Raw genomic sequence first — 11,541 nt, forward strand, 5'->3', positions numbered from 1 at the left:
AAAAGCTGACTGAAAGAACGATGTCTGCAGCCCATGCCCATTCGCTGGACACCAAGTCGAGCTCGCAAATGACCCAACCCAAAGCAACCGATTCGAGTCCGCTACAGCTTTATTCGCTCGACTCGGGGGAGCCTCGTGGTGCCTTGGCCGCCGATCCGCCGCTGGAGCCCACCGATGAATTTTTGGCGGAGTTACAGCGCGACAGCGATTCGTTGGAAACCGCGACACCTCAAGAGATTTTGAAGTGGGCGGTCGACCGCTTTGCGCCGCATTTCACGATGGCGACGGCGTTTGGTCCCGAGGGAATGACGATCATTCACATGTTGGCCGAGATTGCTCCGGAAACGCCGATCTTTAATCTGGAGACCGGATACCAATTTGCCGAAACACTCGAGCTGCGTGAAACGGTCAAGAAACGCTATGGCATCGAAGTCGAGTACAAGTATCCCAAGACGACGGTCCAAGAGTACGAAGCGGCCAATGGCGGCCCGGTCTACAAGACCGACCCGAACCGCTGCTGCTTTGATCGAAAATTAAGCGTGTTGCATGAAGCCGCCAAAGGCTGGCATGCCTGGGCCAGCGCGATTCGTCGTGACCAGAGCCCCGATCGTGCCAAGGCTCCGATTGTCGGCTGGGATCGTAAGTTCCAGTTGGTGAAGATCAGCCCGCTGGCGAATTGGACCAAGAAAGAGGTGTGGTCGTTGATCACATCGGAAAACATTCCTTACAACCCGCTTCATGACCAAGGGTTTCCGAGTGTCGGATGTCAGCCTTGCACCCGAGCGGTGTTGGCTGGCGAAGACGAGCGAGCGGGACGTTGGTCGGGTTTTCAGAAAACCGAATGTGGTTTGCATTCGTCGTAATCGGAGACCGGAGTTATGGTTATTTCAGCACGCGTCCATTACGCCTGTCTCGCCATGCTCGAGCTCGCGATGCGAGCCGAGGATACGGCACCGGTGGCAGTCCGCGAGATCACGGACCAGCATAACATTCCTGGTCCCTTTCTCGTTCAAATCCTGCGGACCTTGCGAACGGCCGGTTGGGTGCAAAGCGTGCGTGGCAGCCAAGGGGGATACCGCTTGGCGATTGATCCAAAGCAGATCACTCTGCTTGATGTCGCTGAGGCGATGGGGTGTCAAGAAGGCCACACCTGCGGCGCAGAACAGGCCACCGAGACGGACGAGGCGCTGCAACGCGTTTGGGACAAAGCGAGCGAGGCGTCCCGGGAAATGCTCAGCAGTGTTCGCTTGAGCGATCTGGTCGAGCAGTGTCGTCACGGCGAAGCGACGATGTTCTACATCTAAGCCGCTCAGTTGCAGCGAGTAAAACGTTCGAATTAGACCGGGCGGGCCCCGCGCCGCCCCGCTAGAAACTCTACCCGGTGCTACTCGATCGGCAGCGCCGTATCGGACTCCGGCGCCGCGTCCTCTTCGTCATTCCCGTCATGATGGTCGTCGCGGAAATAGGTTCGCATCGAATGGGGCAACGGGTCGATCGCCAATTGGTCTACCAAGAAACCTTTCTTTTTCGCTTCTCGCAGCACGGCGACGACATCGCCGTAACCGCCGCCGACTTCCGCGATCCCTTCTATCACCATCGCCAGCGAACTGGGGACGATCAAGAGACGATCATCCTGGCCGGCCTGAAAGCGGCTGATGCGAAGGTATCCCGGTTTTTCGCTGTCGTTTTTCAAGATCAGCCCCGAGGGGCCCATCAAAAACGATCCAATTTGCAAAGCTTGCGGGCGTCCCATCAAAACGATTTCGGGTTTTTCGCGTAGCGAAACGATGACGGCCGCAGGACCATCGGGGGCGACTTCATACATTCGGAATGTGGTGCCAACGACTCGGCCGTTTAAATGTTGACGACCGTCCGGACGGCGACGAATGCTACAGAATGCACCGTAGCGAGTTTCCAGGCTGCTTTCGTTCATCAGGCGAGCCAAACCCTCAATTGCCAGTTGTTGTTCCATCCCCTGCAGGGCTAACAAGGCAGGATGGCGAAACGCACTGGTTTGCACTGCCGCTTCGACCAACGGTTCAATCGCTTCGGGGCGATCGAGATACGCCAACGCTTCGGCGGCATAGAAGCGGAGTTCAGGATTGCTGGATTTAATGCCTTGCAGCAGCGTCGGGATGGCGCTGTCTCCCAGGCCTTCGAGTTGCAGTGCGGCATCGGAGGACGTGGCCGGTTCGGACAATCGTTTGCCCAGGTTGACCAATCGGGTTTGCGTCGCCGAGGATTCCGGTGCGACTCCCATCGCACGGACCACCGCCATCATGCGGCCGATGTTGTCTCGGTAACGTGGATGGACTTCGATTTCGATGTAGTCGTCTTCGATCGCTTTGGCGATGCCTCGACGGGTGGTGCCATCAAAGAAATAGAAGCGTCGGTTAATGGCGTCCGTGATCGCCGAAGCCATTTTGACGTGTTGGAATTCAGGTCGCAGGATCAAACCGAGTTTACGGCTGATCTGGATTCGGCCGCCACCCAGGACTCGGCCTTCAATTCGATAGGCGGCGTCGGTTGCCGGATCATGGTCGGCGCGTGTCAGCACCGGACCGGTACCGACAATCATCACTTCACTTTGTCGCACGCTGCTCTGCAGTACCTGTTGATGGCGGAGTCGCGATTCGAGCATCCACCCGCCATGCAAATCGGTCACTTCGGTTCGTGGCGGCGAGCTGATTTTTAGGTCCACTGGATCGCCACGACGGGCACCGGGCGGGACGTAGGCACGCACGCGGACCAAGGCGGTTTCATTCAGCTCAAGAAAATGGTTCGGGTCTTGGACCTCATGACGACGCATTTCTTCGAGCAATTGATCGCGAAACACCGAAGGGATCGCCGCAGCACCGGTGCCAGCAAGTCCATTGATCGCGGCAACGCCATCGACTTGAATCGTGTTCATCCCCTGCACAATCGAAGCGTCACGGATCAAATCCGGCGGCTTAGGGACTTTCATCAATTCGCGAAGTCGGGCGTCCTTATCGTTCTCGTCGGCTCCGCCGTGCCAAAACGACGTGCATCCGCCGGCCGCAATCACGGCAACGCAGACTGCCATCAACACGTGGATGCGAACACGCCCGGGGACGGAATCGATAATGACTTTTGGCTTCCTGCCTTGCATCAGCTGACTCGGTGGCAATCGAGAAATGAACTAGATCTGGTGGGTGATAGCTTACGATGCCACTTGGGATCAATAGAAATGTGCGATCGGTGTTCTCCGGGCTCAAAATAAGGGCTGGTCGTCGTAGCGGAAGCCGTCAAGAGTTTCCGCGATCCAAGCATTGAGCCGTTACGTTTTTGCGTTAGGGCTGAAGTTTCGGGTTGTCGTGGTGCCGCGTCGCATCTCGCCGTGTCTTCTTGTCCAAATTACGCTGCAGAGCCTTACTTAAATCGATCCCCGACTGATTTGCCAAGCAAATCGTGACGAATAGCACGTCCGCCAATTCGTCGCCCAGATCCCCCAAATTCGTGCCTGGCTTGCAAGATTGCTCGCCACAGGTTCGCGACAGAATGCGAGCCACCTCGCCCACCTCTTCAACAAGCTGGGCCAGATTCGTCATCTCGTCGAAATAGCGAACACCAATCGTTTGGATCCACTGGTCCACCTGCTCCTGCGCTTGGCGGATCGTGAGCGAAGCAGGCTCGGGCGAACCCGGCTCACAAGTCGTCGTTTCCGTGCTCATTTTGCTAGCAACAAATAGGTGCCACTTTTGCCAGCGACTGCGATGTCGGTTTTGTCATCGTCGTTCAGCTGAGCGGTCACGATTTGCAAACCGCAGCCGACATGCCCCTCTTCGATCGTGTGTCGTGTGAACGTTTTCTCTTTGGGGTTCCAGTCGTAGTAATACAAGCAAGGCATCTCGTTTCCACCGGGGTCGTTCCCATTGTGTCCGTAATAACGTTTGCCGGTAATCAACTCGGACGCACCGTCGCCGTCCAGATCGGCCCAGGCGAGCGTATGCGGCTGGCTAAAACTGCGGTCAATTTCGTGTTCGGTGAATTCAATGGTGCCGTTTTCGTCGACTCCCGTGTTTTCTTTCCACAACAATCCGTAGTTGTGTCCATTGCCATAGATCAAATCGTTGTCGCCATCGTCATCCAAGTCGACGACGATCATCGGGATGCTGGCGTGCAGTTCCCAGTTGTCGTGAAATGTCCACTCGTTTTCCCACGCCGCAGATTCGGGTTGCTCGTACCATCCTTTGCCGGTCAGCACGTCCAGACGTCCATCATGGTTGATATCGCCGATGCCCATGCCGTGCGAATTGCCTCGTGCGGCCAATTGATGAGGGACAAACTCGTAGGCGGCCGGATCTTCTTTGCTCACCGGAGTGGTTTTCTTTACCAGTCGCCAAACCATCGTCGGCGCATCTTTGGCCCAACTGTTGACGATCCATTCGGGGACCCCATCGCCATCGAGGTCGTGCATCAATTGCGCCTCGTTTTGTGACTTTTGGGTATCGACCAGCAGGTGTTTGGGCCACATTTTTCCCAGTCGCAGCGCTTCGGGACCGGGGTTTTCGTACCAATAGACCTCGCTCGGTACAAACGACCCGGCGATCACATCAAGTCGTCCATCGTCGTTGACGTCGAACAGAAAATCGCCGTTGCTTTGCACGTAGCCGTTCCAGTCGTCAATTTGACGCAACGGGCGTGCGGCCCAATCGGTGGCGGAGAACCAGTAGCGGCCTGCGACCAAATCGGTTTTGCCGTCGCCATCGATGTCACCTGCGGCGATCCCTTCGTTGGCATCCAATGCGATCCGTCTGGCATGAAACGTCGCTGCGGGGGATTCTGCCGCCGCGGAGCTGGAGAACGCGAACAAAACCGTTGTCAGAGCCAGCAAGGTGCCGGAAATGACTGGAAAACATCTGTTTTTGGGGAGCAATGTGAACACTTCTTCTCCGCGGGTGGGTTGGGTTGGGTGAGGGGTGGGGATAGGCTAGGGAGGAAAGTATTAACGAGGAACGAAATTGAAGAGACGGGATTCAAAGCCGAGAAGTTCAAAGTCCGACTGGAAAACGAATAAATTTCTCACCTGATGTAATCCGATCGCTTGCAGCTGCAAAAACGAGTTTTATTGTAATTGCTGCAAAGACGCCTTTTGATTTCTTTCATTTCACGGCATGATTATACGTTCATTCACCCCTTGTGTGTGGGGCAGCCGTCCATGCACGAACCTCAAGCCACAATTCGAGCGATCGTTGAATCACATCACCGACACTAAGCCGCTTTTTCTTGAGGACATGAACATTGGCGACCGTTGGTCGAGCCCTTGGCGTGAAATCACGGGAGAGGATGTTGCCGATTTTGCCCGCTTGACCGGTGATCACGATTCGTTGCATTGCAGCGAAAGCTCGGCGTCGCCGTTCGGAGAACCGGTCGCTCACGGCTTGCTGGGACTGAGTGTGCTGGCGGGGCTAGGCAGCGATCATCCCAACGCATCCACGCTGGCCTTGGTCGGGATCTCGGATTGGCAATTCGAAGCTCCAATCTTCTTTGGCGACCGGGTACAGGTCGTCACCGAGGTCGTGCAAATTCAACAGCATGGCCGTCGTGCCGGCCGCGTAACCTGGCTTCGCCAATTGGTCAACCAGCATGGCCGGGTCGTCCAGCGTGGTAACTTCGTCACCCTGGTGGCGACTCGTTCACGAGCACGCCATTTGAGCAACGGGGAACACACACAACGTGGCTCGCTGCCACCTCGCTAGACTCGTAATCGCTCGCTCGCCCAATCCGATTGGCAGCAAGTTACTGCGGACCTTCATGCCGCGGAGCAAGGCATTCGTCCGAGGCACCTCTCCCGAGCGCAGCCTGGGAGCGATGTTTCAGCAGTCCTTAAACGACCGCGTACTTCGTTTGCACGAACCCGCAATCGAAAATCTTGGTGGTGAGGTGAGTTAGCTTGATGTCTTTTTCAAGCGGACCAAACAGTGGGATGCCGTCGCCTATCAGTACCGGGATGACGGTAAGGGTGATCTCATCGATCAAACCCGCATTGAGGAAACGTCGTACTGTGTTGCCGCCGTCGATATAGAGATGTTTGGCACCATCGCCGGACAATCGGCGATGGAGATCCGCCGGTGTTTCTGACGAGTGGGTAACGCATTTTGGGAAATCGGCAGGAAACGCTACCGGGGTTCGGCTCATCACAACCACGTTGGTATCGCCGTAGGGCCAGTCGCCGAAGGAGCGAACCTTCTCAAAGGTCTTGCGGCCCATCACCAGCACGTCAACCGAACTCATGAAAGCTGCGTAACCGCAATCTTCTCCGGCGGGAACAGTGCGGTTCGCTTCGTCGAGCCAATCCAGATTGCCATCGGGACGGGCGATGAACCCATCGAGGCTGGTGGCGATGAAAACAGATGCTTTCGCGGACATTGAATTTCCTTGCATCGATGACGGTCGCTTTTGGCTCAGCAAACGCTGCGTTGGGGGCACAAAAACTTCGCATTAATGTAGATTCTCATGCTGGTCGCGAAAGTCGTGCTCGAGACTTTGGGGCCGTCTCACCTGAGGCAGCTTTCGGCATCGGGTCGGCGCAAACAAAAAACGGCGTGAGTGGAATCACGCCGTTTAAATTTCTGTCTTGGTAAGCTTTGTCTTTGTAAGCTCAGCCCGCACGAAACTCACGCGTGAGTTTCGCTACCAAGATGTCGGGCTTGCCGCCGCTTTAAGCCACCGGCTTTTTCATGAATTCGCGTTCGACGGCGATCTTGCTGCCATCAGGCGTTGCATCGTTGTCGATATCGAACCACTCTTCCTTGAATTCCAGATAACCGCCCTTGCCCGCGTTTGCGTTCTTCAGAGCGACATTGGTGCCCAACGCGATGACCGCGTCGCCCATGGCAACCGCGGGGTAACAGCGGGGGCGGTTTTCTTTGTCGGGGTTGCGGATGCAGTAGGCCCAGTGCTCGATCTCTTCGCGGTAACCACGGCTGACCGGTCCCGAGTCGGCAGCTTTCGCCACGGGTGCGGCAAAGTCACCACTGGCGCTGGTGTCCAGTGCGTAGCCGCCGCTCTTCTTGGCGATCCCAACCTTGCTGCTGGTGTCGCTGTTGCGGTACAGCATGACGTCGGTTTCTTTGTCCAAGATCAGCGTGCCCTTGCTGCCCAGGACCACTTCGCCCCAGCCGCCGAATCCGTTTCCGTTGATCGACGAATAGGTGACGACGACCTTCTTGTTGGGGTCGGTGTCGTAGCCAGGAACCGGGCCGTTGCCGGGGTTCTTTTCGTTCGGATACTTTTCAACGCGGTCATAGTAGCCGACGTCGAAGGTTTCGGAGTACTCAGGGCCAGGGAACTCGTACATGCAGTAAACATGGTCACCGACTTCGCGATCCAGCGGCATGATGTGGCGGCCGCCGACGGCATGCACGCTAAGCGGATGCACCTTCTTGCCATCGTCACGCAGCGAGCTCAGGAAGATGCTGACGGCGTCGAGTTGATGGCTGCCAAGTTCGGCCATCAAACCGGCCCCGGTGCGATCAAACAGACGCCAGCGATGCAGTTCTTCCATCGCGGTGAAGATCTTGCCTTGCAACGTGAAATCTTTGTAGCCGAACTCCTTGGGGTCAACGTTTTTGTCTTGATCCCAGGCCGTCCACAAGGCGATTTCGTTCTGCAATCGCACGATCTCGTCGGGATCCTTTTCCGTTTTCAATTGATTGACACGGTGGGCCAAGTCGCGGGCGATGCGGTCGAATTTCTTGTCGCTACCGACGATCTTTTCACCGCCGGGAAGCGGCATCGACCAACTATCGCCACCGGGCAGATTGCCGCGGTGCCATTGGGCACGGATGTGGTGCAATTGGCCGAGAAGACCCCAGCGAATCAGGTTGATCGCGTTGTCATATTTCACGTTGTAATGACGTTGGTGACCGGTGGCCAAATGCAGCGGGTTGCCGTTTTGATCTTTGAGTTCTCCCGCCATTCGCGACATGACTTTGCACTGCGCGACGTTGTGTGCCATCAATTTTTCGGTCAGCACGTGCAGCCCTTTTTCCATCGCCAAAGCGGCCACGGGGGCGTGTAGCCAAAGCGGCAATGCGATGATCACCGCTTCGATGTCGGGGTTCTTCAGGCACTCCATGATCCCGCCGTTTTCGGCGTTGTAAACCTTGACGTTTCGCCGCGCCTCGGCTTCGTCCTTGTAGCCCGCGACGCTGATCAGTCCGGGACGCCGCACCAATGCCGACGAACTGGACCAATCTCCGTGGAAGGCGCGGTGTTCGCTGTAGGGGCGGATGTCGCAGATCGCTTTGACCTCGACGTAATCGGGGTTACAGCCACCGATCAAAACGTTGCCTTCGTCGCCGGTCCCAATCACCGCGACGCGGACCGGATCTTTGACTTTGCCGTAGCCAAAGTAGGCCGCCCCGAGTCCCGCACCGCTGACGGCACCCGCGGCAACAATGCCACGCAGAAAGTCACGACGATTGACGTCGTAGTAACTTCCCACGGCTTCGTAATAGTTGTCTTCGCCAACTTTTCGTTCTTCAGCAGAAAGTTTGTCGACCATCGTTCTGTACCTTGTCGCTATGTTGAGTCGTTGTTTTGAAAGAGTGGAAATGCGGATCCAATTGGATGCGGATCCGGATTAGGCTTCGGCGGGTTCCGGGCCGCAAAATTTGCGTACGATCAGATGTAGGAAATAATCCAGACCTGCGAAACGTCCTGCGCCCGTGCCGGCAAGGACAAGGCACGCCATCGCTTCGATCAGTTGGTAATAGGTCGATCCCGGGCCCGATGTGGGAGGATATTGGCTAAGGAAGACCGAAGCGAGGAAACCAGCGGCCGCTAACGCTGCGACCGGAGTGAACAGGCCAAACAACAGACACAACCCTACGGCGATGTCAAAGTAAGGCACCATCGCATCAATCACGCTGGTGTCGATCCGGGCCGAACGAGGCAGTGTCGGTTTGAAATCAGAATGAGTCGCGATCTGTTCCGGAGTCGCGATCGCCAGCAATGACGAGGAGTAGTTCTTCCAGATTTTTTCGATTTCATCCATCGCGCCAGCACCTTTGCTATTCCATTCTTTGCGAATGGTTTCGCGCTGTCCGCTTAAACTTGAAACTCCGCTACGCACGGGATCCCGATCCATTTTAGCTTGGCGTTCTTTTCCAAGCTCGTATTCTTCTAAATCGTTGGCGTGCTCTTCGATCGCCCAGTCATATTGCTGCAACGCACTTTTGTAGGCGTCTTGGGCTTGGCGATTTTGTTTTCCGTCGAATTTGTAGTGGTCGCTAACCAACGCCCACAAGTATTTCCATTCCTGGTCGACACGTTCGCGGTCTAATCGAATTTTACCCTCATTATCCCAGACAAGTCCACGATAATGTTCGGCAAAAGGTCCTTTTGCATTGGCAAAAAACGGTGTGGCGGTCCAATTCCCCGAAGAATACTTCTCGATCCCTTCGGTGTAAAAATGCCAACCCACCGTCAGACGCAAAAGCACCAACATGGTCATGCCGACCAATCCCAATAGTCTTGGAGAAAGCCCCCAGCCAACGGCCAAACGCAGCGGCAACAAAACAAGCTTTCTCACGGAAGGCAGACTCCAAACAAAGGGCAAGCAAGAACCCATCGTGAGGGTGTCCACGACAGGGAAAGGTGGGTTGGTAGGGGGGGGATTCTATCAAAAACCCGGTCACGCTGGGGGCTATTATGGCAAGTTGACCCTAAATCGCCAAGGATAAAGGCTGCAAAATTACAGCCGCAGCTTTTGTCACAGATCCGGTGCTAACGATCCGGCGCCATTGGTCCGGTGCTATTGATCGGCTGCTATTGATCGGCTGCTATTGATCGGGGATGCTGCGAGCGAGTTCGCTGCAGCGTCGATCCCCTGCCCTGCCCTGCTCCGACCTGCGCTGCTCTGCTCCGACCTGCCCGACCTGCCCCAAACACGGCAGCGAGCTACTTGACCAGTTCGGGCTTGGCGGCGTTAACCGAGCGAGTTTCTTTCAGCCCGGTGGTATCACGAGTGTAGCCGAGCACTTCATGCAATTGAGAAAACTTGTTTACCCCGGTGCTGAACTCAATCTCTTTGCCACTAAATTGACAAGGATGCTGATAGCCGCATGCGTAGGACAACGACAGCAGTTCCTTGCGGAAGCTTTTGATGAATCTTGCCATCCGTTCCGCCTTCTCGTCCACGTTCAATCCGGCTTGCAGCCAACGGTTCTGAGTGGCGACTCCGGCGGGACAATGGTCGGTGTGGCATTTGAGCGACTGGATGCAGCCGATCGCCATCATCGATTCACGGGCAATTTGAATGGCGTCACAGCCCATCGCAAAGGCGATCACAGCGCGGTCGGGAAACCCCAACTTGCCACTGCCAATCCAAACGATGTCGTTGGAAATGCCCGCTTCTTGAAAAATCGGATAGACCCGCGAAAAGCCGATTTTAAATGGCAGCGAGACGTGGTCGGCGAACGCCAGCGGTGCGGCTCCGGTGCCCCCTTCGCCACCATCGATCGTGATGAAATCGGGGCCTTGGCGTCGCTCTCGCATTCGTTGGGCCAGTTCTTTCCAGAAACCCCCGTTGCCGATCGCACTTTTGATGCCCACGGGAAGTCCAGTGCGATCGGCGATCATTTCAATCCAGTCGATTAATTCATCGACGGTGTCGAATTCCGAGTGAGCGTTGGGAGAAATGCAATCGACACCGACCGGGACATCGCGCGCGAAGGCGATTTCGGCAGTGACCTTTTTGCCCGGCAAAATGCCTCCTTTGCCAGGCTTGGCTCCTTGCGAAAGTTTGATTTCAATGCAGCGGATCGATGCGTTTTGCTCGACTTTGGCCGCGACAACATCGATCGAGAAGCGACCGTCACGGTCGCGAGCCCCGAAGTATCCGGTCCCTAATTGCCACATGATGTCGGCGCCATGGCAATGATAGGGGCTGACGCCGCCTTCGCCGGTGTTGTGAAAACAGTTTGCTTTTTTGGCACCGATATTCATCGCCGCGACGGCCTTGGATCCCAGCGAACCAAAGGACATCGCCGAGATGTTGATCACCGATTGAGGCTGAAAGGGACGAGCTCGGCCATGGGATTCGCCCATTACCTTTAGGCATGGAATGTACGTCGGGTCATCGCCCACGTGTTCCGCCTTGCTCTCGGGAAACGGAAAGACCGCATGTTTGATGATCGGGTAACCGATCCCGTAGATCTGTTCGGTGGTGCCAAAGCCGAAGTTATTGTTTTCTCCTTTGGCCGAGGCGTAGATCCAGCTCCGCTCGTCTCGATTAAACGGCATCTCCTCTTTGTCGTTGGCGACCCAGTACTGTCGCATCTCGGGACCCACCGTCTCTAGCCAATAGCGGATGTGACCCACGATCGGAAAGTTGTGCATGATCGTGTGCTTCTTCTGAATGAAGACATCAAACACAAACACCAACGCCAAGAAACCGGCAACGCAACCGAGCGAAAGCATTAGCCAGTGGTTGCTCATTGCGTCAAACATGGTGGAGACCTTGCAGAGGAAAAGAAGCGCGTTGGCATCGATTTCGGTCCGAATGGTCACGCG

At 56.0% G+C, this 11,541-nt stretch carries 10 protein-coding genes; 3 read left to right on the plus strand and 7 right to left on the minus strand.

The annotated features are described in order from the left end of the window. Window positions 1-20: 20 nt before the first annotated feature. Together ABD971_RS30090 and ABD971_RS30095 are read left to right on the plus strand one after the other, a co-directional pair. Window positions 21-863: a phosphoadenylyl-sulfate reductase gene (locus ABD971_RS30090; RefSeq protein WP_339937083.1), complete on the plus strand. Its 843-nt coding sequence runs from the start codon at window positions 21-23 to the stop codon at window positions 861-863. A 15-nt stretch (window positions 864-878) separates the two neighbouring features. Next, window positions 879-1,304 (plus strand): RrF2 family transcriptional regulator, encoded by a 426-nt coding sequence (locus tag ABD971_RS30095; RefSeq protein WP_339937085.1) that lies wholly within the window; start codon window positions 879-881, stop codon window positions 1,302-1,304. 80 nt (window positions 1,305-1,384) lie between these two features. On the opposite strand, the gene ABD971_RS30100 is transcribed toward ABD971_RS30095, so the two are convergent. From ABD971_RS30100 to ABD971_RS30110, 3 genes are all read right to left on the minus strand, one after another. Continuing rightward, entirely contained in the window at window positions 1,385-3,130 is a 1,746-nt protein-coding gene (locus ABD971_RS30100) for a flagellar basal body P-ring protein FlgI (RefSeq protein ID WP_345327398.1), read from the minus strand. Window positions 3,131-3,311: 181 nt separating this feature from the next. Then, window positions 3,312-3,692 carry a nucleotide pyrophosphohydrolase gene (locus ABD971_RS30105; protein ID WP_345327399.1) on the minus strand — a complete coding sequence of 127 codons (381 nt, stop codon included), beginning with the start codon at window positions 3,690-3,692 and terminating at the stop codon, window positions 3,312-3,314. Next, complete coding sequence (locus ABD971_RS30110; protein ID WP_425571394.1) at window positions 3,689-4,906, minus strand: FG-GAP-like repeat-containing protein; 1,218 nt, start codon at window positions 4,904-4,906, stop codon at window positions 3,689-3,691. The genes ABD971_RS30105 and ABD971_RS30110 overlap by 4 nt, the downstream gene beginning before the upstream one ends. A gap of 307 nt (window positions 4,907-5,213) precedes the next feature. Between ABD971_RS30110 and ABD971_RS30115 the strand changes: the two genes are divergently transcribed. Beyond that, on the plus strand, window positions 5,214-5,720 hold the full coding sequence (locus ABD971_RS30115) for a MaoC family dehydratase (RefSeq protein ID WP_339937093.1): 507 nt from the start codon (window positions 5,214-5,216) through the stop codon (window positions 5,718-5,720). Between the two features lie 127 nt (window positions 5,721-5,847). Here ABD971_RS30115 and ABD971_RS30120 read toward each other — a convergent pair whose 3' ends face one another. The 4 genes from ABD971_RS30120 to ABD971_RS30135 form a co-directional block, all read right to left on the minus strand. Then, the gene (locus tag ABD971_RS30120) at window positions 5,848-6,390 is read right to left on the minus strand and encodes a dihydrofolate reductase family protein (RefSeq protein ID WP_345327400.1); all 543 of its coding nucleotides are present in this window, start codon (window positions 6,388-6,390) and stop codon (window positions 5,848-5,850) included. 292 nt (window positions 6,391-6,682) lie between these two features. Continuing rightward, window positions 6,683-8,530, minus strand: a complete 1,848-nt coding sequence (locus tag ABD971_RS30125) for a Gfo/Idh/MocA family protein (RefSeq protein WP_339937096.1) — start codon at window positions 8,528-8,530, stop codon at window positions 6,683-6,685. 78 nt (window positions 8,531-8,608) lie between these two features. Then, a complete protein-coding gene (locus ABD971_RS30130; RefSeq protein WP_339937098.1) occupies window positions 8,609-9,559 on the minus strand; it encodes a DoxX family protein in 951 nt (316 codons plus the stop codon). 368 nt (window positions 9,560-9,927) lie between these two features. After that, window positions 9,928-11,478 (minus strand): FMN-binding glutamate synthase family protein, encoded by a 1,551-nt coding sequence (locus ABD971_RS30135; protein ID WP_339937100.1) that lies wholly within the window; start codon window positions 11,476-11,478, stop codon window positions 9,928-9,930. Window positions 11,479-11,541 lie beyond the last annotated feature (63 nt).

This window comes from Novipirellula rosea (assembly GCF_039541335.1).
GTDB classification, from domain to species: domain Bacteria; phylum Planctomycetota; class Planctomycetia; order Pirellulales; family Pirellulaceae; genus Novipirellula; species Novipirellula rosea.

Coding starts and splice junctions, on each gene's coding strand:
- ABD971_RS30090 (WP_339937083.1), top strand. CDS start 21: ATGTCTGCAGCCCATGCCCATTCGCTGGACACCAAGTCGAGCTCGCAA.
- ABD971_RS30095 (WP_339937085.1), top strand. CDS start 879: ATGGTTATTTCAGCACGCGTCCATTACGCCTGTCTCGCCATGCTCGAG.
- ABD971_RS30100 (WP_345327398.1), bottom strand. CDS start 3,130: ATGCAAGGCAGGAAGCCAAAAGTCATTATCGATTCCGTCCCCGGGCGT.
- ABD971_RS30105 (WP_345327399.1), bottom strand. CDS start 3,692: ATGAGCACGGAAACGACGACTTGTGAGCCGGGTTCGCCCGAGCCTGCT.
- ABD971_RS30120 (WP_345327400.1), bottom strand. CDS start 6,390: ATGTCCGCGAAAGCATCTGTTTTCATCGCCACCAGCCTCGATGGGTTC.
- ABD971_RS30125 (WP_339937096.1), bottom strand. CDS start 8,530: ATGGTCGACAAACTTTCTGCTGAAGAACGAAAAGTTGGCGAAGACAAC.
- ABD971_RS30135 (WP_339937100.1), bottom strand. CDS start 11,478: ATGTTTGACGCAATGAGCAACCACTGGCTAATGCTTTCGCTCGGTTGC.